Annotated in this window: 22 protein-coding genes; 12 read left to right on the forward strand and 10 right to left on the reverse strand. The window is 63.0% G+C overall.

Features of this window, described 5'->3' with window-relative positions; all coding sequences use genetic code 11:
- The first annotated feature begins 26 nt into the window (after positions 1–26).
- The 4 genes from AWB80_RS26350 to AWB80_RS26365 all read left to right on the forward strand — a co-directional run bounded on the left by AWB80_RS26350 (position 27) and on the right by AWB80_RS26365 (position 3,813).
- Positions 27–779, forward strand: a complete 753-nt coding sequence (locus AWB80_RS26350; protein WP_061177612.1) for a 3-oxoacyl-ACP reductase family protein — start codon at positions 27–29, stop codon at positions 777–779.
- Between the two features lie 34 nt (positions 780–813).
- The gene (locus AWB80_RS26355) at positions 814–1,416 is read left to right on the forward strand and encodes an NADPH-dependent F420 reductase (RefSeq protein ID WP_061177613.1); all 603 of its coding nucleotides are present in this window, start codon (positions 814–816) and stop codon (positions 1,414–1,416) included.
- A gap of 108 nt (positions 1,417–1,524) precedes the next feature.
- The gene (locus AWB80_RS26360; RefSeq protein ID WP_061177614.1) at positions 1,525–2,361 is read left to right on the forward strand and encodes an alpha/beta fold hydrolase; all 837 of its coding nucleotides are present in this window, start codon (positions 1,525–1,527) and stop codon (positions 2,359–2,361) included.
- 213 nt (positions 2,362–2,574) lie between these two features.
- A complete protein-coding gene (locus AWB80_RS26365; protein ID WP_061177615.1) occupies positions 2,575–3,813 on the forward strand; it encodes an MFS transporter in 1,239 nt (412 codons plus the stop codon).
- Here the strand turns inward: AWB80_RS26365 and AWB80_RS26370 are convergent.
- Complete coding sequence (locus AWB80_RS26370; RefSeq protein ID WP_061177616.1) at positions 3,802–5,055, reverse strand: MFS transporter; 1,254 nt, start codon at positions 5,053–5,055, stop codon at positions 3,802–3,804. The genes AWB80_RS26365 and AWB80_RS26370 overlap by 12 nt on opposite strands.
- Before the next feature lie 136 nt (positions 5,056–5,191).
- On the opposite strand from AWB80_RS26370, the gene AWB80_RS26375 reads away from it, so the two are divergent.
- Entirely contained in the window at positions 5,192–6,070 is an 879-nt protein-coding gene (locus tag AWB80_RS26375; protein WP_061177617.1) for a LysR family transcriptional regulator, read from the forward strand.
- Positions 6,071–6,178: 108 nt separating this feature from the next.
- A complete protein-coding gene (locus AWB80_RS26380) occupies positions 6,179–6,526 on the forward strand; it encodes an H-NS histone family protein (protein ID WP_061177618.1) in 348 nt (115 codons plus the stop codon).
- Between the two features lie 24 nt (positions 6,527–6,550).
- Here AWB80_RS26380 and AWB80_RS26385 read toward each other — a convergent pair whose 3' ends face one another.
- Both AWB80_RS26385 and AWB80_RS26390 read right to left on the reverse strand, forming a co-directional pair.
- Entirely contained in the window at positions 6,551–7,027 is a 477-nt protein-coding gene (locus tag AWB80_RS26385; RefSeq protein ID WP_061177690.1) for a YbaK/prolyl-tRNA synthetase associated domain-containing protein, read from the reverse strand.
- 5 nt (positions 7,028–7,032) lie between these two features.
- Positions 7,033–8,001, reverse strand: coding sequence for a threo-3-hydroxy-L-aspartate ammonia-lyase (locus AWB80_RS26390; RefSeq protein WP_061177619.1), 969 nt, complete (start codon positions 7,999–8,001; stop codon positions 7,033–7,035).
- Positions 8,002–8,162: 161 nt separating this feature from the next.
- On the opposite strand from AWB80_RS26390, the gene AWB80_RS26395 reads away from it, so the two are divergent.
- Complete coding sequence (locus AWB80_RS26395) at positions 8,163–8,795, forward strand: helix-turn-helix transcriptional regulator (RefSeq protein WP_061177620.1); 633 nt, start codon at positions 8,163–8,165, stop codon at positions 8,793–8,795.
- Between the two features lie 2 nt (positions 8,796–8,797).
- Here AWB80_RS26395 and modC read toward each other — a convergent pair whose 3' ends face one another.
- From modC to modA, 3 genes are all read right to left on the reverse strand, one after another.
- Positions 8,798–9,874, reverse strand: a complete 1,077-nt coding sequence (modC, locus tag AWB80_RS26400; RefSeq protein ID WP_061177621.1) for a molybdenum ABC transporter ATP-binding protein — start codon at positions 9,872–9,874, stop codon at positions 8,798–8,800.
- Entirely contained in the window at positions 9,871–10,551 is a 681-nt protein-coding gene (modB, locus tag AWB80_RS26405; protein WP_061177622.1) for a molybdate ABC transporter permease subunit, read from the reverse strand. The genes modC and modB overlap by 4 nt, the downstream gene beginning before the upstream one ends.
- Positions 10,552–10,622: 71 nt before the next feature.
- On the reverse strand, positions 10,623–11,390 hold the full coding sequence (modA, locus tag AWB80_RS26410; RefSeq protein ID WP_208635690.1) for a molybdate ABC transporter substrate-binding protein: 768 nt from the start codon (positions 11,388–11,390) through the stop codon (positions 10,623–10,625).
- A 318-nt stretch (positions 11,391–11,708) separates the two neighbouring features.
- On the opposite strand from modA, the gene AWB80_RS26415 reads away from it, so the two are divergent.
- From AWB80_RS26415 to AWB80_RS26430, 4 genes are all read left to right on the forward strand, one after another.
- Entirely contained in the window at positions 11,709–12,506 is a 798-nt protein-coding gene (locus tag AWB80_RS26415; RefSeq protein ID WP_061177623.1) for an enoyl-CoA hydratase/isomerase family protein, read from the forward strand.
- Positions 12,507–12,520: 14 nt separating this feature from the next.
- The gene (locus tag AWB80_RS26420) at positions 12,521–13,189 is read left to right on the forward strand and encodes a glutathione S-transferase family protein (RefSeq protein ID WP_061177624.1); all 669 of its coding nucleotides are present in this window, start codon (positions 12,521–12,523) and stop codon (positions 13,187–13,189) included.
- 123 nt (positions 13,190–13,312) lie between these two features.
- On the forward strand, positions 13,313–13,495 hold the full coding sequence (locus AWB80_RS26425; protein ID WP_061177625.1) for a hypothetical protein: 183 nt from the start codon (positions 13,313–13,315) through the stop codon (positions 13,493–13,495).
- 310 nt (positions 13,496–13,805) lie between these two features.
- Entirely contained in the window at positions 13,806–14,960 is a 1,155-nt protein-coding gene (locus AWB80_RS26430) for a PDDEXK nuclease domain-containing protein (protein ID WP_061177626.1), read from the forward strand.
- A 181-nt stretch (positions 14,961–15,141) separates the two neighbouring features.
- On the opposite strand, the gene AWB80_RS26435 is transcribed toward AWB80_RS26430, so the two are convergent.
- The 3 genes from AWB80_RS26435 to AWB80_RS26445 form a co-directional block, all read right to left on the reverse strand.
- Complete coding sequence (locus AWB80_RS26435) at positions 15,142–15,459, reverse strand: c-type cytochrome (protein ID WP_208635691.1); 318 nt, start codon at positions 15,457–15,459, stop codon at positions 15,142–15,144.
- Positions 15,456–16,724, reverse strand: a complete 1,269-nt coding sequence (locus AWB80_RS26440; RefSeq protein WP_061177627.1) for a PQQ-dependent sugar dehydrogenase — start codon at positions 16,722–16,724, stop codon at positions 15,456–15,458. The genes AWB80_RS26435 and AWB80_RS26440 overlap by 4 nt, the downstream gene beginning before the upstream one ends.
- A gap of 234 nt (positions 16,725–16,958) precedes the next feature.
- Positions 16,959–17,717, reverse strand: a complete 759-nt coding sequence (locus tag AWB80_RS26445) for a hypothetical protein (RefSeq protein ID WP_061177628.1) — start codon at positions 17,715–17,717, stop codon at positions 16,959–16,961.
- A gap of 177 nt (positions 17,718–17,894) precedes the next feature.
- On the opposite strand from AWB80_RS26445, the gene AWB80_RS26450 reads away from it, so the two are divergent.
- Positions 17,895–18,371: an outer membrane lipoprotein gene (locus AWB80_RS26450; RefSeq protein ID WP_061177629.1), complete on the forward strand. Its 477-nt coding sequence runs from the start codon at positions 17,895–17,897 to the stop codon at positions 18,369–18,371.
- An 84-nt stretch (positions 18,372–18,455) separates the two neighbouring features.
- Here the strand turns inward: AWB80_RS26450 and AWB80_RS26455 are convergent, their stop codons facing one another.
- Positions 18,456–18,857 (reverse strand): hypothetical protein, encoded by a 402-nt coding sequence (locus AWB80_RS26455; protein WP_061177630.1) that lies wholly within the window; start codon positions 18,855–18,857, stop codon positions 18,456–18,458.
- Positions 18,858–18,868 lie beyond the last annotated feature (11 nt).

Raw genomic sequence — 18,868 nt, forward strand, 5'->3', positions numbered from 1 at the left:
ACCCAAACCAAGCAAGGAGCGAAGCAATGAGCAACGATCTGAAACCTCTCGGCGGCAAGGTAGCGCTGGTCACCGGCGGCTCGCGGTCCATCGGAGCGGCGATTGCGAAGCGGCTCGCGCAAGACGGCGCTGCCGTTGCATTGACGTACAGCGCGTCGCCCGAGCGCGCGGCCGAGGTCGTCGGCGAAATCGAAGCCGCGGGCGGCAGGGCGCTTGCGATTCAGGCCGACTCGGGCGAGCCATCGGCGGTGCGCGCGGCGGTGGCTGCGACAGTCGAAAAGCTCGGCGGCATCGACATTCTCGTGAACAACGCCGGCATGGCGATCAATGCGCCGATCAAGGACTACAGGTTCGAGGACTTCGAGCGCATGCTCGCCGTCAACGTGACCGGCGTCTTCGTCGCGACTCAGGAAGCCGTGCGCCACATGAAGCAGGGCGGCCGCGTGATTCACATCGGCTCGTCGATGACGCGGTATGCGGCGTTTCCGACCGCGTCCGTCTACACGCTCACGAAAGGCGCGATCACGGGATTCAATCGCAGTCTCGTGCGCGATCTCGGCCCGAAGGGCATCACGGTCAACACCGTGCATCCCGGACCCACCGACACGGACATGAACCCGGCCGACGGACCCGTCGCCGCGATCGTCGGCCCCGGCATGGCGATCGGCCGTTATGGCCAGCCCGCCGAGATCGCGAGCGTCGTCGCCTATCTCGCGACGCCCGAAGCCGCTTTCATCACAGGCGCGGATATCGTCGCCGACGGCGGTCTGACGGCTTGAATCCCACTAATCGGAATGTCGAAGGAGCATTGCCATGCATAGCATCGGAATTATCGGGGCCGGTAATATCGGCGAAGCAATTGCGACCGCGCTCGCTCGAAAGGACATCGCTGTAACGCTGTCGAACAGTCGCGGACCGGAGAGCCTCAGGGAACGCGCTTCGGCCATCGGCGCGAGCGTCACGCCCGGCACGCGTGAAGAAGCGGCGTCGAAGGACATCGTGTTCGTCGCGGTGAACTGGTCGAAGCTGCCTGCCGCGCTCGATGGCTTGCCCGATTTCGCGGGCCGGATCGTGGTCGATACGAACAATCCGATCGAAGCGCCGTTGTTCAAACCCGTCGACCTCGGCACGCGCGCGTCGTCGGAAGTATTCACCGATCTGGTGCCTGGCGCGAGGGTCGTCAAGGGCTTCAACCATCTGCAACCCCACTTGCTGACGGGCGATCCATCCAGCGAAGGCGGTAAGCGTGTACTGTTCTACTCGGGCGACGATGCGGACTCGAAAGCTGAAATCGGCGCACTGATAGACCGGCTCGGATTCTTCGGTATCGATCTCGGTTCACTTGCTGTCGGTGCGCGCCTCGTTCAGTTTCCGGGCGGTCCTTTGCCAGCGCTCAATCTGGTGAAGTTCGGCTGAGCGTCGTCGGTCTCCTTTGTATGGCCTGCAAGAACGTCGAAGCCGGCGCCGAGTCTTCAAGCTTGGTCCGGCGTCCTGCTCCAAACCTTCCAACGAGTGAGGATCACCATGCCGTTCGTCACGACCAAAGATAACGTCGAGATTTTCTATAAGGACTGGGGGCCGAAGGACGCGCAACCCATCGTCTTTCATCATGGCTGGCCGCTTTCCTCGGATGACTGGGATGCGCAATTGCTGTTTTTCCTCCAGAAGGGATATCGGGTGGTCGCGCACGACCGGCGCGGGCACGGCCGCTCGTCGCAAGTCTCCGATGGTCACGACATGGACCACTACGCCGCCGACGCCTTCGCAGTCGTCGAGGCGCTGGACCTGAAGAATGCCGTCCATATCGGGCACTCGACGGGCGGCGGCGAAGTCGCGCGATATGTGGCGAAGCACGGCGAGCCGTCGGGACGCGTTGCAAAGGCGGTGCTCGTCAGCGCGGTGCCGCCGCTGATGCTGAAGACCGAAGCCAATCCGGAAGGTCTGCCTATCGAAGTCTTCGACGGCTTCCGCAAGGCGCTGGCCGATAATCGCGCGCAGTTCTTCGTCGATGTTCCGGCGGGGCCGTTCTACGGATTCAACCGGTCGGGTGCGACCGTTCATCAGGGTGTCATTCAGAACTGGTGGCGTCAGGGCATGGAAGGCAGCGCGAAGGCGCATTACGAAGGCATCAAGGCGTTCTCGGAGACGGACCAGACCGAAGACCTGAAGTCGATTTCCGTGCCGACGCTCGTGTTGCACGGTGAAGACGATCAGATCGTGCCTATCGCCGACGCGGCGTTGAAGTCCATCAAACTGCTGAAGAACGGCACGCTGAAGACTTATCCCGGCTTTTCGCATGGCATGCTGACGATCAACGCGGACGTCCTCAACGCCGACCTGCTCGCATTCGTGCAGTCCTGACCCCGGAAACGATGGACGAGCCGGTAGTCATGCCGGCTCGCTCTAATCGACCTTCTTTCCCGAACACATCTTTTTTCGAGGGCGAACTACGTTCGCTCTTCATCCGCACGCCTATTGTTCGGCCACGCCGTCAACATTGTTCAAGGCACGGTGCTTTTTCCCAAACCGGGCGCGGCCTAAAGTGGTCGGCTTCTATCCAGCATCAATGTCACCATGCAAATCGATACACCTGCAAATCCAATATCGTTAGAAACAGGTTCGACGTCGGTGCGTCAATGGCTTGCGGTCATCGCTGTCGCCGTGAGCGCGTTCGCGTTCGTGACGGCGGAGTTTCTGCCGGTCGGCCTGCTGCCGCAGATCGCGCAGGATCTCGGCGTATCGACCGGCGTCGCGGGCCTGATGGTCACGACACCCGGCGTCATGGCGGCGATCTTCGCGCCGACGCTCATCGTCAGTGCAGGCCGCATGGACCGCCGATACGTCTTCCTGCTGCTCACCGCAGTGCTGCTGATTGCGAACATCGTGTGCGCCGTCTCGACGAGCATGCCGGTCATGCTGATCGGACGGGCCTTGCTCGGCGCCGCGCTGGGCGGCTTCTGGACGCTCGCGACCGCCGCCGCACCGCGCCTCGTGCAGGCCAAGGATGCCGCCAGAGCGACCGCCACCATTCTGACGGGCGTCACCTGCGCGACGGTCATCGGCGTGCCGCTCGGGACATTCATCGCGTCGTTCGCGTCGTGGCGTCTGTCGTTCGCCGCCACGGCGGGACTCGTGGCGGTCGCGCTGGTCGCGCAAGCGTTGCTGGTGCCTTCGCTGCCGTCGGCGTCGGCGTTGCGCATCGCCGATTTCAAAACGCTGCTGCGACGCCCTCACACGCGCATGAGCATGCTGATGGTCGCGCTCGTATTCGGCGCGCACTTTTCGACCTACACGTACATCGCGCCGCTGCTCGAACAGGATTTTTCGTTGAGCACGATCACGCTCCTGCTGTTCGGCTTCGGGCTCATCGGCTTTTTCTCGAATGCGTTGATGTCGATGGCGGTCTCGAACCACCTCAAGAAGTCCGTCGCAGTGATGGTCCTGCTGCTGCTCGGCGCGCTGTCGTCGATGTTGCTGCTCGAACACTCGACCATCGGCGAGACTGCGGGAATGCTGCTGTGGGGAATCGCGTTCGGCGCGCTGCCGCTGTGCTTCAGCGTGTGGATTCAGCGTGGCACGGCGGACTTGCCCGAAGCCGGTTCGGCGATGTTCGTCAGCATCATCCAGGTCGCGATCGCGGCGGGTTCGGCGGTGGGCGGCGCGATCGTCGACCGCGCGGGCGTACACGCCGACTTCACGCTGGGACTCGGGCTTGCGGTGCTCGGACTGGTGACGCTTCAGCGCCTCGCCGCAATGGAACGGCCGGCAACGAACGCGTCATTCAAGCAAACGTGCGACGCGTCACTTGACTGAAGCGCTGCAGGCAGGCTGACGACTGATGCGCAGGGTCACGATGAGGCAAAGCGCGAGCAGGACGCCGACATACGCCGTAACGGCGGGCCACGCGCCATGCTGCCAGAACGAGCCGCCCACCGAGCCCAGCACGCTCGATCCGACGTAGTACGCCAGCAAATAGAGCGATGCCGCGTGACCCTTGGCGGAGCCGGCCAGTTGCCCGACCCATCCGCTGGCTACCGAGTGAGTCACGAAAAAGCCAATCGTGATGAGCACGATGCCGGCGACGACAGCGGCGATCGAAACGAAGAGCGTCAGTACGACGCCCACGGCGAACAATAGAACGCCGCTGACCAGAACGGGCGCGCGACCGAGCCTGTCGGCAAGCGCGCCCGCGCTCGACGACGACACCATGCCGAACAGATAGGCGCCGAAGATCAGACCGCATTCCGTCGCACTCAGGTTGAACGGCTTCGCCATGAGCCGGAACGCGGCGTAGTTGTAGATCGTGACGAACGCGCCCATCACGAGAAAGCCGATCGCGAAGACCAATGGCAGGCGAGCGTGCAGAAGTTGTGCGCGCCATAGCAGGAGATGATGTCGAAGCGTCAGATCGGTGCGCTTGATAAAGCGGCGCGACGGCGGAAGCAACATCACGAACGCGACGGCTGCGAGCAGGTCGACGAGACCGATGGTCATCATCGCGGTTCGCCAGGAAAAGTATTCCTCCAGCGCGCTCATGCCGATGCGACCGATCATGCCGCCGAAGGCTGTTCCGCCGACGTAAAGGCCCATCGAGAAACCGAGTCCCTCAGCCGCGATCTCTTCGGCGAGATACGCCATGGCGACGGCAGGGACGCCGCCAAGCGCGAATCCTTCCAGCGCGCGCCACGTCAGCATCCAGTGCCAGCTCGGCGCGCTCGCCGCAAGCATGTTGAACAGCGCCGCGAGGGTCATCGATGCGAACATCAGTCCGCGTCGCCCGACACGTTCGGACAAGGCGCCCGCGCAAAGAATGGACAGCGCGAGAAATCCCGTTGACAGCGACAGCGAAAGTGAACTCGCCGCTGCGCCAATATTGAACTGCTGCGCGAAGGCAGGAAGCAGCGGTTGAACGCAATAAAGAAGCGAGAACGTCGAAAAGCCGGCAAGAAAAAGCGCGACCGCAATACGCCGATACGCCGCCGAACTCGGCAATACGCCGATTGGCAGCGTGGGGCGTTGTGGTGTCACCAGCGTTGAGAATGAGGGCGAAGACATTGTGCGTGCTCGGCTTATCGGGAACAGACTCATTCTTGCCAAAGTCAATTCATATGTCCAATATATGAAACCATGCCGAGCGATATGTTTCGCCACTGGCTCGAATGCCGCACGTTTTTGCAAGGAGATCGAATCGATGGAGCTTCGACATCTACGCTACTTTCTGGCAGTGGCCGAGTCGGCGAATTTCACGAGGGCGGCTGAAGTTCTCGGGATAGGCCAGCCGCCGCTCAGTCAACAGATCAAGGCGCTCGAAAAGGAACTCGACGTCGAGTTGTTCAAGCGCACTGCGCGTGGCGCGGATCTGACCGAGGCGGGGCGAGTATTCGCCGACGAAGCTCGACGCGTATTGGCCGATGCCGAGCGCGCCGCACGCGCCGCAAAACGTGCGGCACGCGGCGAAACCGGGCACCTGCGCGTAGGTTTCACCGGCACCGCGGCGTTCAACGAACACGTATCGGGCCTGATTCGCGAATTTCGCGAAGCGTATCCCGATGCTGAACTGACCTTGCATGAAGCGGCCTCCGGCCTCCTTCTGGGCGGCCTCGAAGCGGGGCAGCTCGACATCGCCATCGTTCGGCCGGAAAGGCGAATCGCCGACGTCCTGCAACAGAAGGACTGGCAGGTCGAGCCGATGCTGGTCGCGCTACCCGTCGCTCATCCGCTTGTGTCGCGCAAACGGATCGGTCTCGCGGAACTCGCCGACGAACCCTTCGTGCAAGTGCCGCGCGAAGCCGGCGGCGCGCTATTCGACGACATCGTCGCGGCATGCGCCGAAGCGGGTTTCGAACCGCGACTGGCCCAGCGCGCGCCGCAGATGGCGTCCGCTGTTACGCTCGTCGCGGCGGGGCTCGGCATCTCCATCGTGCCGAAAGCCATCACGCAGGTGCGGGTGCCGGGCGTCGTCTATAGACCTCTGGTGGCGCGAGGACTTCGCGCGCGACTGGCGGTGGCGTCGCGGCGCGATGATTCGTCGGCCGTGGTACGCAACTTTCTCGCGCTCGCCTGGAAATGAGTGCGACCGTGCGGCGCAGAAAAAGAGCGAGCGGAAAGACGGCCTATAATTACGGCACTATTCCCTTAGGCCGATCGACTAAAGCATCGGCGATAGATTCCCAAAGCTATGGCATATAAGAGCATCGAAATCGCTCAACTGCGCGCGCAGCAGGAAGCATTGAATAAACAACTGGCTGAAGCCAAAGAGCGCGAGACGCGCCAGGTGATGATCGAGATCGTGCAGAAGATGCGCGAGTACGGCATCTCCATCAACGAACTGATGGGCCGCAAGTCCGGCGCTCAGCCGGATGAACCCTCCGCGAAATATCGCGACCCGGCTAGCGGCTCGACATGGAGCGGCCGCGGGCGAGCGCCCGCCTGGATCGTCGGCAAGGATCGCGACGCATTCCTGGCCGACAAGGGCGCCGCGGCCAGGGCAATGGTGCAAGCGGCGCTGTTTCCCGAAGGACATTGAATCCCCGGGCAACGGCGACGTTGCTCAGGCGCACAGTGGATGAAGAAGCGGCTTCGCAATCCGCAGGTAATCGGCCGAATCGAGAATCATCGATCTGTCGAGTCGTCCGGCGTTGAAAGCAATCTCTTCGAAGTCACCGGTCAGCGCCGGATCGACGATCAGTTTGATCGACGGCGAAAGCGAGAACGGCGGAATGGCGCCGATCGCGCATCCGGTTTCACGTTGCGCTTCATCGGGTGACGCGAGCGTGGCTTTTTTGAGTCCCGCCGCCGCCGCTACTTTTCTGAAGTCCAGCTTTTTGTCGCCGGGAAGGATGGCGAGGACCAGCGCCTGATCGTCGGCTTTGCTCTTGCAGAGCATGGCCTTCGCACCTTGCCCCGGCGCCGTTCCACGAATGGCGGCGACCACGTCGCACCGCCCTTCGGCAGGATGTTCGAGCACGCGAAAGCGGGCTTGTTCGCGTTCGAGCAATGCAATCAGCTTCTCGAATACGGTCGACATGGCGTTCACTCCGCCGTCAGCGCACAGAACCGCTCGAGGTCGACATTGCCGCCGCTCAGGATCACGCCGACGCGCTTGCCTGTGAGCGCATCCTTCCGATTCAGCGCGGCAGCCAGTCCGAGACATCCGGTCGGTTCCACGAGCATTTTCATGCGTGAGGCGAAAAACTTCATCGCGCTCACGAGCTCGGCGTCGGTGGCGGTGAGGATGTCATCGACGTCGCGTCTGATGATGCCGAACGTGTAGTTGCCGAGATGCTGGGTCTGCGCGCCGTCCGCGATGGTCTTCGGTGTGTCGATGTGCACGATCTCACCGCTCCTGAAGGACTGCTGCCCGTCGTTGCCGGCTTCCGGTTCGACGCCATAGAGCACGCACTGCGGCGCGAGCGCGCGCGTCGAGAGCGCCGTTCCGGACAGAAGTCCGCCGCCGCCCAGCGGTACGAACAAATAGTCCAGCGCGCCGACTTCCTCGAACAGTTCTTTCGCGGCGGTGCCCTGTCCCGACAGGATGTCCGGATGGTCGTACGGCGGAATCAGCGTGAGTCCCTTTTCTTCGGCGAGACGGCGGCCGATTGCTTCGCGGTCTTCGGTGTAGCGGTCGAACGAAACGACCGTCGCGCCGTAGCCCTTCGTGGCGGCGACCTTGCTGGCAGGTGCATCGTGCGGCATCACGATGGTGGTCGGAACGCCGAGAATCTTCGCGGACAGCGCAATGCCCTGAGCGTGATTGCCGGAGGAGAATGCGACCACGCCAGCCTCGCGCTGCGCGGGCGAAAACTTCGAGAGCGCATTGAATGCGCCGCGAAACTTGAAGGCGCCCATGCGCTGGAAGTTCTCGCACTTGAAGAAAACTTCGGCGCCGATGATTTCGTTCAGCGTGCGCGATGTCTGAACCGGCGTGCGATGCGCGACGCCCGCGATGCGGGAGGCGGCGGCTTCGACGTCGGCATAGGTCGGAAGCTCAGGAGTGTTCATGGCAAACGTTCCAGGGTGAAATCGGCTGTTCTGAAAATTATGTCCAAAACTGGACAAAAAATCAAGATTACGATTGCGGGCAGCGGTAGGGACATCCACCAGCTTTCCGAGGAAGCGTGCCACGCTATACAATAAACCTAAATTTTGATGAAACGTCCAGAATGGCAAAAATCAAGCTGACCAGCGAGCAGCAGGTGATCCTCGATCAGGTCAAGCACATCGCGGCGGGGCTTGGCGAGACGCTGGCTCCGTTTACCGAAGTCGTGGTCCATGATCTGCGGACACCGAAGCATGCCATCCTGGCAATCCACAACAATCTGTCCGGGCGGCGGGTTGGCGATCCGGCGACCGAACTCGGCCTCGCGCGGCTTGCGGACGACGACTATCCTCAAGTCCTTGCGAACTACGCAAACCGGTTGGCGGACGGGCGTCAGGCCAAGAGCACGTCCATCGGAATCAAGGATTCGGACGGGCACTATTTCGCTGCGCTGTGTCTGAATGTCGACGTGACGCTCTTTCGCAGCATCACGACGTTGCTGGAGCAGTTTTCGGTTCCGAAGGACGGCGTCGTCAATGAGACGCTCGACCCGTCGAACGCGAAATCGCTGCGCGAGCGTATCGACAAGTTCGCGATCAGCCTCGCGACCACACCGCAGGCGTTACGCACGGACCAACGCAGGGCGCTGATGCAGGCGCTGAAGGACGAGGGATTTCTGGAGTTGCGCCGGTCCATGGAGACGGTCGCGCAGCATTTGGGCGTGTCGCGCGCGACCGTGTACAACGACGCCAGGTAAGTTCAATCGAGCAAGGCGACAGATTTCACCTGAGCCCAGACCTCTTGGCCCTTCGTGAGATCGAGCGTCTTCCTGGACCGTTCCGTTATGCGTGCGAGGAGCGGTGTCTTGCCCAAGTGGAGCTGTACCAGGACGTGACCGGCGGGATCGGTGGGTACGATATCCGTTACGACGCCTGGTAACAGATTGAGGATGCTCGTCGCAGCGGGTTTCTCCAGCGTGAGACTGACATCGCGCGCATGCACACGACATCGCAGCCGCCGGCCGATCGCTTCCGGCCGCATGGCGACATAGACGCTTCCCCCGGCGAAATCCAGTCGCGTCAGGTGATCATCGTCATGGGCGCCGACGACCGTTTCGAGCACCACGCCGGCATCGTCGGCGAAGGCTTGCGGGAGGTCTGCACGGGCCAGCGTTTCGGTCAGCGGACCGCTGGCGACGGCCTTGCCTGCATCGAGCAGCACGAGATGGTCGGCCAGCCGCGCCACTTCATCCGGCGAATGACTCACGTAGATGATGGGAATCGACAGCTCGTCGTGCAGCCGTTCGAGATACGGAAGGATTTCCTGCTTCCGTTTGAGGTCGAGAGCGGCAAGCGGCTCGTCCATCAGCAGCAACCGGGGCGCGGTCAGCAACGCCCGCGCGATGGCGACGCGCTGACGCTCTCCGCCTGACAGGCCAGCGGGCCGGCGCTTCAGGAGGTCGCCAATCCCGAGCAGTTCGGTGATATCCGACGGCTTGAAGCGCCGTTCCGAATCCGCGATGCGCTTGAGGCCGAAATTCAGATTGCCCTGCACGTCGAGATGTTCGAACAGGCTTGCTTCCTGAAAGACATAGCCAAGCGAGCGCCGAAACGTTGGTACGAAGATGTCGCGGGCGTCGTCCTGCCAGACGACATCGCCGAGTCCGACGTAGCCGTTCGGGGCACGCTCGAGTCCGGCGATGGCGCGAAGCAGCGTCGTCTTTCCAGAGCCGGAGTGGCCGAAGAGCGCGGTGACACCGCGACCCGGCAGTTCGAGATCGACGTCGAGCTGGAACGCTCCCCGATCGATGCAGACAGTCGCGCGAATGTGATTCATCCTTCGCGGCCTCGCACGGTCTGGGGACTCAACGTGTACAGCAGCAGCAAGACGACGAAGCTGAAGATCACCATGCACCCCGCCAGCCAGTGGCTCGCGGTGTATTCCATCGCCTCGACATGATCGAAAAGCTGCACCGAGACCACGCGTGTCTTGTTTGGAATGTTGCCGCCGATCATCAGAACGACGCCGAATTCGCCGACTGTGTGAGCGAACGCCAGGATCGAGCCGGACAGAAAACCCGGTTTGGCCAACGGAACGGCGACCGACCAGAAGGTTTCCCAAGGGCTGGCGCGAAGGGTCGCGGCGACTTCGAGCGGACGATCACCGATAGCTTCGAACGCGCCCTGTACCGGTTGAACCATGAACGGAAACGAATAGAAAACGGATGCGATGACGAGGCCTGGAAACGTGAAGGGCAAAACGCCGAGGCCCAATGATTCCGTCAGCTTGCCGACCGGCCCGTTCGGTCCCAACGTCAACAGGAGATAGAAGCCCAGGACGGTGGGCGGAAGAACGAGCGGCAGCGCGACCACCGCCGCGAAAGCGCCTTTCAGCCGCGAGCGCGTGCGGGCGAGCCACCATGCAACCGGAGTGCCGACAAGGAGGAGGAGAACGGTGACGACGCTTGCCAGTTTGAGCGTCAGCAGAATGGCCGCGAAGTCGTTTGAATCCATATGTTTTCTGATTGCACGGGTGGCCGCAGGGACACGAGATTATCGCGGCCACACCATTTCCGTAACCGGATTTACAGCTGATAGCCGTAGGACTTGATCACCGCGGCAGCCTTCGGGCCCTTCAGGTAATCGATGAACTGCTTGGCGACCGGATTGTCCTTGCCCTTGCTCAGGATCACGGCGTCCTGCCTGATCGGCTCATGCAGGTCAGCGGGCACAACCCACGCCGAGCCGCTCGTGATCTTGCCGTCCTTGTAGATTTGCGAGAGCGCGACGAAACCGAGCTCCGCATTGCCCGTCGCGACGAACTGCTGCGTCTGCGAGATGTTCTGGCCTTCGACGACCTTCGGCTTGATCTCCGTAGCCAGGCCGAGCTTGTCGAGCGTCTGATACGCGGCGAGACCGTAGGGCGCGGCCTTCGGGTTCGCAATCGCGATGTGCTTGAAGTCATTTTTCTTCAGCACGTCACCCTTGTCGTCGACGTAGCCGTCCTTCGCGGACCACAGCGCGAGTGCGCCCGTCGCGTAGGTGAAGCGGCTGCCGGCAACGGTCGCGCCTTCGCTGTCGAGCTTGGCGGGCGTGGAGTCGTCGGCGGCGAGGAACACTTCGAACGGCGCGCCGTTCTTGATTTGCGCGTAGAACTGACCCGTCGCCCCGAAGGACGCGACGACCTTGTTGCCCGTATCCTTTTCGAAGTCGGCGGCGATCGCCTGCACGGGCGCCGTGAAGTTCGCTGCAACCGCGACCTGCACCTCACCGGCAAGCGCAGACGTTGCGGCGATGCCCGCGGCTAATGGAACGAAGGCGGAAAGCAAAGCGCGCAAAATACGAGTCTTCACGTAAAGCTCCTTGAATCGAGTTGAAATTCTGTTTATGGATCGACGTCGGATGGCACGCTGAATGGCCGCGAGCGTGTGGCTGTGCGGCTCGGCGAGCACCGTAATATATACGACTATATTACGTCCGCGTGTTGCCGCCCGGTGACATGCCGGACATAGGACTCGTCGGATGATTGTTCCGCGACTGATTTGTGAGTCATGCTCAAATATTCGAGTTGACCTCGACAGCGCTTTTCGTGGACACTAATCGATCAAAGGCAAAGCTGTCAGTCTGAATAAATTGAGCGACGCTCAATTCAGGCGCATCAGGAGACAACCATGACCGACGCAGCGAATCTGCAACGCCTTAAGCTCGGCATCGAAGGACACGTCGCGCGCGTGACGCTCGATCGCCCCGACGTGCGCAACGCCTTCGACGACGCGACCATCGTCGAGCTGACCGCCGCCTTCCGCGCGCTCGACGACGACGCCAACGTGCGCGTGGTCATCCTCGCCGCGAGCGGCCCGGCGTTCTGCGCGGGCGCGGACCTCAACTGGATGAAGCGCATGGCGGGCTATTCGGAAGCGGAAAATCGCGCCGATGCACTCGGCCTCGCGACGATGCTCCACACGATCTACGCGTGCTCGAAGCCCGTGATCGCGCGCGTTCAGGGTGACGCCTACGCGGGCGGCATGGGCCTCGTCGCGGTCTGCGATATCGCGGTCGCGGCGCAGGCGGCGCACTTCTGTCTCTCCGAAGCGAAGCTCGGCCTGATGCCCGCGACCATCGCACCGTACGTGATTCGCGCGATGGGCGCGCGCGCGGCGCATCGCTATTTCGTGTCGGCGGAGCGCTTCGATGCCGCCGAAGCGCTGCGGCTCGGCTTCGTGCATGAAGCCGTCGCCGCCGATCAACTCGATGCGCGCGTCGACGCGATCGCCGCGAGCATCGCAGCGAACAGTCCGAACGGCGTGCGCGAGTGCAAGCAGCTGGTCGCGGACTTCGCGGGCAAGGACATCGACGAATCCTTGATCGGGGAGACGGCCGAGCGCATCGCGCGGATTCGCGCATCGGACGAAGGGCGCGAAGGCGTGCGCAGTTTCCTCGAGAAGCGCAAGCCGTCCTGGCTCGGCTGAGCGGAGATACCGACGTGATTACGCTGCATCATTGCGTGAGCGCGCGTTCGTTCCGGCCGCTGTGGGCGCTGGAAGAGATCGGCGTGCCGTACGAGCTGAAGATGCTGCCGTTTCCGCCGCGCGTGCTCGCTCACGCGTTCAAGGAAGTGAACCCGCTCGGCACGATTCCGCTGCTGGAGGACGGCGCGCTTTCGATGACCGAATCGGCTGCGATCTGCCAGTATCTGGCGGCGCGCCACTCGCCGGGCGTGCTCGACGTCGCGCCGCACGAAGCCGATTTCGGCCGCTATCTCAATTTCGTGCATTTCGGCGAAGCGACGCTCACCTTTCCGCAGACGCTCGTCCTGCGCTATACGCATCTGGAGCCGCCGGAGCGTCGGCAGCCGCAAATCGTCGACGACTACGCGCGCTGGTTTCACGCGCGCCTGCGCACGCTCGCGCCGCTGCTGGCCGCGCAGCCGTTTCTGTGCGCGGGGCGCTTCACGGCGGCGGACATTTCCGTCGGCTATGCGCTGATGCTCGCGGAGCTGATCGATCTGAACGAGCGCTTCGCCCCATCGATTGCCGATTACTGGAGCCGCCTGCGCGAGCGCGACGGCTTCATCCGCGCGATGCGCGCCCAGGAGGCCGCGGCGCTCGCCCAGAACGTGCCGACCATTCCCTCGCCGAAACTGCGTCCGTAGTTACCCTCCTTCAAGTCCCCCCGTCCGTAGGGCTGTGCGAAGCGCCGCGCAGCCGTACTCTTCACATCACGCGCTGACGTTCACGCGCGCCGATTCCGAGAGATCTTCTTGACGAGGTTGGCAATGGCTGTCTTTTCCTGGTTCCTGTCCGTGGTTGTCGCGCTGCTTGCGACGGCCACCATCGCGATGGCGCTGCCGCGCTCCGCCTCCGACGAGTTGAGCGCCACCGCGCCGCAGTCGGTTTTCAGTATCGAGATGAATCGCGTCGACGCCATGCTCGCGTCCTGCGTGCCGAAGGGCGACTGAGTCCGGCGGCGCGCACGGGGCGCATTGCCGGGCGTCGGATGGAAGTGTTGTCGAATCAATGCGTTGCAGCAGTACCCAGAACGATATCCACAGCCTTGTGCACGGAAACTGTGGAAAAGTCCGCGGCTCGCAATGCACGAGCCTGCGAAGCAAACCCCAAGCCTTGCGCGCGGGGCGCGTCGGGAGACCAACCCAAACGACAAGACCGAAGCTCCGTGCGGATGCCATGCCTCGACGGGGAGGCAAATTCCGCTATATTCGAGCGCTGATGCGCGCCCGACGGGCCGCACCGCACGGAGAGCTTCGACGGATGAGCAAACACGAGATCGCCGCAGACGACTACGACGAATTCCGCTCGGGCATCGTGGATGTGCTCGAGAGCGCGCGGCGCGCCGCCGCACGAAGCGTCAATGCGATCATGACGGCATCGTATTGGGAAATCGGTCGACGGATCGTCGAATCGGAGCAGGGCGGGGCACATCGGGCGGTCTACGGGGACACGCTGATCGCGCGGCTGGCCAGCGATCTCACGAGCCGTTTTGGCAGGGGATTCGGCAAGGCGAACCTCGCCAATATGCGCGCCTTCTATCAGCAATGGCCGCTGGAAACGATTTTCCAGACAGCGTCTGGAAAATCCCCGATGGCTTCGCCAATACTCCAGACGGCGTCTGGAGAATCCGCACTCTCCTTGCCGTCCGCTACCGCCGACGTACGACTGGCGTCACTCGCCGCCCGCTTCGCGCTGCCGTGGTCGGCCTATGTGCGTCTGCTCTCAGTAAAGAGCGACGCGGCGCGCGCTTTTTATGAAACCGAAGCGTTACGGGAAGGCTGGTCGGTCCGTCAGCTCGACCGGCAAGTGAACAGCCAGCTCTACGAGCGCCTTGCGCTGTCGCGCAACAAGGCCGCGCTGCTGGAACAGGCCGCCGAGCATGCTCCTGACGATGCGATCACACCCGAGGAAGCGATCAAGGACCCGTTCGTCCTCGAATTCCTCGACATCAAGGACGAGTATTCCGAATCGGATCTGGAGGAAGCGCTGATCCGGCGCCTCGCGGATTTTCTGCTCGAACTCGGCGACGACTTCGCGTTCATCGGACGACAGAGACGGTTGCGCATCGACGACACCTGGTTTCGCGTCGATCTGCTGTTTTTCCATCGACGGCTGAAGTGCCTGGTTGTCGTCGATCTGAAAGTCGGCCGGTTCAGTTATGCGGACGCAGGTCAGATGCATCTCTATCTGAATTACGCGCGCGAGCACTGGATGAAGCCGGGCGAAAACCCGCCGGTCGGGCTGATTCTGTGCGCGGGAAAGGGCAGTGCCGAGGCGCGCTACGCGCTCGACAATCTGCCGAACAAGATTCTGGCGGCCGAATATCAGACGGTGCTGCCTGACGAACGGCTGATCGCGGAAGAACTGGAACGATCGCGCAAGGCGCTGGATGCGCGGCGCGGCAACGCCGGCTAATGCAGGGGCAAAAAAAAGCCCGCTTCAGATGAGCGGGCTTGAATCCACATCGGTTGAGACATGGAGGAGACAGGTGTAAGTATAAACCCTTAAGTCTCCACGTCAACACCTAAAACAAAAAAAATCGCAATCGGGTTTGTACCGCAGCGAATTTGCAACACATTTACAACATTCGACGTACTCACTGCTTGCCGAGGCTGTGGTAATACGCGGCCAGATTGGCGACATCCGCGTCGGTCAGGGTTTTCGCCATCATCGTCATCATCTCGTTCTTGCGCTCGCCGGTGCGGAAATCGTTGAGCGCCTTCACGAGATATTCCTCCGTCTGGCCGGCCAGATTGGGCGCTTCCGGCAGTTTCGACATGCCATCGATGCCATGACACGCCGCGCATTGCGTCGCTTTCGCGCGCCCGGCCTTGATGTCGCCCGCGCCGAACGACGCCTGCGACATCGCCGCCAGAACGCTGGCCAGCACCGCCGCCGTCAGCGCATGCTTCATTTGGCCCCCGTATACGAAATGCGATAGATCGCGCCCGCGTAATCGTCGGAGACGAGGAGCGAGCCGTCCTGCAGCATCTGCACGTCGACGGGGCGGCCCATGTATTCGCCGGTCGGCGTGAGCCAGCCTTCCGCGAAGACTTCCGCCTCGCCCGCGGTGCCATCGTCCTTGACCGGGATGTACATGATGCGCGCGCCGATCGGCGTGGTGCGGTTCCACGAGCCATGCTCCGCATCGAAGATGCCGCCCTGATACTTCTGCGGGAACATCTTGCCGTTGTAGAACGACATGCCGAGGTCGGCGGCGTGCGCGGCGAACTCGACCTGCGGGAACACGACGCCCGCCGGCGGATTCTGGTCCTTGTAGTCCACCGTGCGCACCTTGCCGCCGCCGTACCACGGGAAGCCGAAATTCTCGCCGGCTTTCGTCGCGTGATTCAGCTCGCCGGGCGGAACGTCGTCGCCCATGCCGTCGACCTGGTTATCCGTGAACCAGAGCGTCTTGTCCTTCGGATTGAAATCGAGGCCGACCGAATTGCGCACGCCGTGCGCATAGACTTCGCGGTTCTTGCCGTCCTGATCCATGCGGATGATGCCGGCGAGCCCGTTCTTGTCGAGTTCGGCGAGTTTGTCTTTCGGCGGCACGTTCCACGGCTGGCCGAGCGCGATGTACAGCTTCTTGTCGGGTCCGATGCGGCATGCGCGCGCGCCGTGGTTGAAGCTTTCGAACGCGGTCGGAATGAGCTTGCCCTGCGGCACGACGACCGCCGCCGCCACGTCCGGGCCGCCTTCGCCGAAGAACTGCGCGGCGGGGAAGGCGAGTACGCGATTCTGCTCGACGACATACAGCACGCCGTCGGGCGAGAAACACACGCCGTTGGGCACCTTGAACGTCACCGACGACGCGAACTGCACGACGTCGCTCGCGACGCGCTGCTTGGTGCGATCGGTCACCTGCCACACGCGATTCTTGCGCGTGCCGACGAACACGACGCCCGTCGACGGCTCGATCGCCATGTGCCGCGCCTCCGGCACGACCGCGTACAGCTCGATCTTGAAGCCCGGCGGCAGCTTGATCTGTTCGAGGTTCTTGCGCAGCGCGTCGGCGGTCGGTCCGGCCTGCGGGATTTTTTCCGCCGGCGTGGCGTTGCCGGTCTGACGGAAATTGGAAAGCGTATTGACGTTGTCTTGCGCGGCGTTCGCATACGGCAGGCAGGCGAACATCGCACCGACGGCCAACGGCAAAAGCTTGAGCGTTGCGTTCATCTGGTTTGTCTCCTGTTGTTATAGAACGGAGCGCGCGTGCCGGCGCGTCCGGTCCCATGCTCTTCGGAAATTGCACTGAACAACACACGACTACTTTCGCCGAAGCGCGCGGCCCGGAAAGCAACCGGCGTGAACGCCACGACGCTGCCTGCAGTGAACAATCTTAGGATAGAAAACGCTTTTGTAAGCAGTGGACGACTAACTTTCGCGGCCGGGCATCCGCTCATGCAGCATCTATTTCCGGCCGTCGAATAGAAACACGTTCGAGCGGTCCGGGCTCGGCAACGCAACCAGGAGACGCGGGCCGTCGAGCACGGCGTTACCGGTCACGGTGGCGTCGGGAATCGGGCAGGGCGCGGGGCCGAAGGTCACCGAGACGTCGTACGCGTTCGCGCCTTCGTGCGGCGCCACCGTGCCCTTGAAGATGCAGCCGGAGGTCGTCGTGCCGGCCAGATAACCGTCGCCGGCGACGGTGATGCGCGTCTGTGTCGTTCCGCCGAGCGCCATGCCGCGCCCGCTGTAGAGGCCGCCCGCGTTGGCGCGGCTCGGCGCGATGTCGAGCATCGACGCGGCGCTGCCGGAAAACGCGAGTCCCGCGCTGCCGTCCTTGTTCGCGACGGTTGCATCGACGGCGGGCGCCTGCGCGAAGTTAGCGCTGAACACGGCGGGCGACGCGGGCGCCTTGCCTACGCGATAGTCGAACGCCGAATTGCTGGTGAAGCGTCCGTCGCCCGACTGCGCGCCGTTGGTCGCGACCGCGACGCCCGCGAGTCCCGTGCCGCCCGCGCCTCCGTAGAAGAGATACGCGGTGCCGTTGAAGAGCATCAGCAGCGTGGCTTCGGCCGTGCTGCCTTTGAGCGAGCCTTTGTAGACGCCGCCGGAAGGCAGGGTCGTCGTGGTGGCGCCGGGTGGCGGGGCGGTATTGGAGCCGTCGGTGGAACACGCAGCGAGAGCGACGGCGCAAACCACGATGGGAATCGCGTTTCTTGTCATTCAGGACTCCGGTCGCGAGCGATGAGAGTTCTGTATAAGCGCTTCAATCATGCAGGTCAAGCACGCCGCGCGTCCTCATTCACGCCTCATTCAGCGTCTTTACGATGCATTTCATGGCGCCGCGCTACAAAGCGCGGGCCGATCCCAACAAGACATCGTCCGATCTGAGGAGAAAAAATGAACAAGTCGACTATCGCGGTCTGCGCACTGGCCGTTGCCTGCACGGTGGGAATGAGCGGGTGCGCGTCGATGGGCAGTTCCGCCGACGTCTACAACAGCATGCAGACCCAGCACGAAGAAACCGTGCGCATGGCGACCGTCGAGAGCGTGCGCGGCGTGACGATCGAGAACAACAACGGCCAGTCGAGCCCGCTGGGCGCGCTCGGCGGCGGCCTGCTCGGTGCGGTTGCCGGCAGCGCGGTCGGGCGCGGGCACGGCTCGCTGCTCGCCGGCGTGATCGGCGGCATTGCGGGCGCGGTGGCGGGCGATCAGGTCCAGGATCATCTCGAACGGCAGAAGGGCCTCGAAATCACCGTGCGCCTCGACAATGGCGATCTGCGCGCGATCACCCAGGCCGCCGATGGTCAGATGTTCTACGCCGGCCAGCGCGTGCGCCTTCTGTCGAGCGGCGGCATCACGCGTGTGACGGCCTGAACGCGCTTGGCAGCGACGCTCGATGATGAGCGTCGCGCAGCACTTCGGCGCATCGATGATGCGTCATTCTCGCGGCAGGCGGCGTTAGTCCCGACGATAAATCGACGCCTGCGTGCCGCTCTTCGCCCGCCCCCAGATCTGCTCGTCCGTGAGCGTCGTCTCGATCAGTTCGACGGGCGCGTCGCCGTCCCGAATGACCGCGACGCGAAAGCCATCGATCGGTTCGTATGGGCCGAGCAGAACCGTCTTCCCTTCGATCGCCTTCGCCAGATCGCTCACCTTGAACGCCGCGTGCGGCGCCGTGCGCAGCAACTCGGGCAGCGAGCTGCCTTCCTCGAAGCGGTGGTACTGCACGCGCATGAGTTCGCACTCGGCATCGCTCGTATACATGCGGAACTGCGCGCTGTAGCGCTCGCCTTCGCGCGGCTCGTGCGTCGGGATGCCCATGTGATGGAACTCGTAGGTGACGCCGTCTCGGATGAACATCGGGTGCTCCA

Source organism: Caballeronia pedi (genome assembly GCF_001544915.2).
GTDB classification, from domain to species: domain Bacteria; phylum Pseudomonadota; class Gammaproteobacteria; order Burkholderiales; family Burkholderiaceae; genus Caballeronia; species Caballeronia pedi.

What these genes read in the sequence shown, in the direction of transcription:
- modB (WP_061177622.1), bottom strand. Translation starts at nt 10,551, where the DNA reads ATGGATTCAAACGACTTCGCGGCCATTCTGCTGACGCTCAAACTGGCA.
- AWB80_RS26455 (WP_061177630.1), bottom strand. Translation starts at nt 18,857, where the DNA reads ATGTTCATCCGAGACGGCGTCACCTACGAGTTCCATCACATGGGCATC.
- AWB80_RS26440 (WP_061177627.1), bottom strand. Translation starts at nt 16,724, where the DNA reads ATGAACGCAACGCTCAAGCTTTTGCCGTTGGCCGTCGGTGCGATGTTC.
- AWB80_RS26430 (WP_061177626.1), top strand. Translation starts at nt 13,806, where the DNA reads ATGAGCAAACACGAGATCGCCGCAGACGACTACGACGAATTCCGCTCG.
- modC (WP_061177621.1), bottom strand. Translation starts at nt 9,874, where the DNA reads ATGAATCACATTCGCGCGACTGTCTGCATCGATCGGGGAGCGTTCCAG.
- AWB80_RS26360 (WP_061177614.1), top strand. Translation starts at nt 1,525, where the DNA reads ATGCCGTTCGTCACGACCAAAGATAACGTCGAGATTTTCTATAAGGAC.
- AWB80_RS26445 (WP_061177628.1), bottom strand. Translation starts at nt 17,717, where the DNA reads ATGACAAGAAACGCGATTCCCATCGTGGTTTGCGCCGTCGCTCTCGCT.
- AWB80_RS26350 (WP_061177612.1), top strand. Translation starts at nt 27, where the DNA reads ATGAGCAACGATCTGAAACCTCTCGGCGGCAAGGTAGCGCTGGTCACC.
- AWB80_RS26385 (WP_061177690.1), bottom strand. Translation starts at nt 7,027, where the DNA reads ATGTCGACCGTATTCGAGAAGCTGATTGCATTGCTCGAACGCGAACAA.
- AWB80_RS26370 (WP_061177616.1), bottom strand. Translation starts at nt 5,055, where the DNA reads ATGTCTTCGCCCTCATTCTCAACGCTGGTGACACCACAACGCCCCACG.
- AWB80_RS26365 (WP_061177615.1), top strand. Translation starts at nt 2,575, where the DNA reads ATGCAAATCGATACACCTGCAAATCCAATATCGTTAGAAACAGGTTCG.
- AWB80_RS26450 (WP_061177629.1), top strand. Translation starts at nt 17,895, where the DNA reads ATGAACAAGTCGACTATCGCGGTCTGCGCACTGGCCGTTGCCTGCACG.
- AWB80_RS26415 (WP_061177623.1), top strand. Translation starts at nt 11,709, where the DNA reads ATGACCGACGCAGCGAATCTGCAACGCCTTAAGCTCGGCATCGAAGGA.
- AWB80_RS26425 (WP_061177625.1), top strand. Translation starts at nt 13,313, where the DNA reads ATGGCTGTCTTTTCCTGGTTCCTGTCCGTGGTTGTCGCGCTGCTTGCG.
- AWB80_RS26395 (WP_061177620.1), top strand. Translation starts at nt 8,163, where the DNA reads ATGGCAAAAATCAAGCTGACCAGCGAGCAGCAGGTGATCCTCGATCAG.
- AWB80_RS26435 (WP_208635691.1), bottom strand. Translation starts at nt 15,459, where the DNA reads ATGAAGCATGCGCTGACGGCGGCGGTGCTGGCCAGCGTTCTGGCGGCG.
- AWB80_RS26380 (WP_061177618.1), top strand. Translation starts at nt 6,179, where the DNA reads ATGGCATATAAGAGCATCGAAATCGCTCAACTGCGCGCGCAGCAGGAA.
- AWB80_RS26390 (WP_061177619.1), bottom strand. Translation starts at nt 8,001, where the DNA reads ATGAACACTCCTGAGCTTCCGACCTATGCCGACGTCGAAGCCGCCGCC.
- AWB80_RS26375 (WP_061177617.1), top strand. Translation starts at nt 5,192, where the DNA reads ATGGAGCTTCGACATCTACGCTACTTTCTGGCAGTGGCCGAGTCGGCG.
- AWB80_RS26355 (WP_061177613.1), top strand. Translation starts at nt 814, where the DNA reads ATGCATAGCATCGGAATTATCGGGGCCGGTAATATCGGCGAAGCAATT.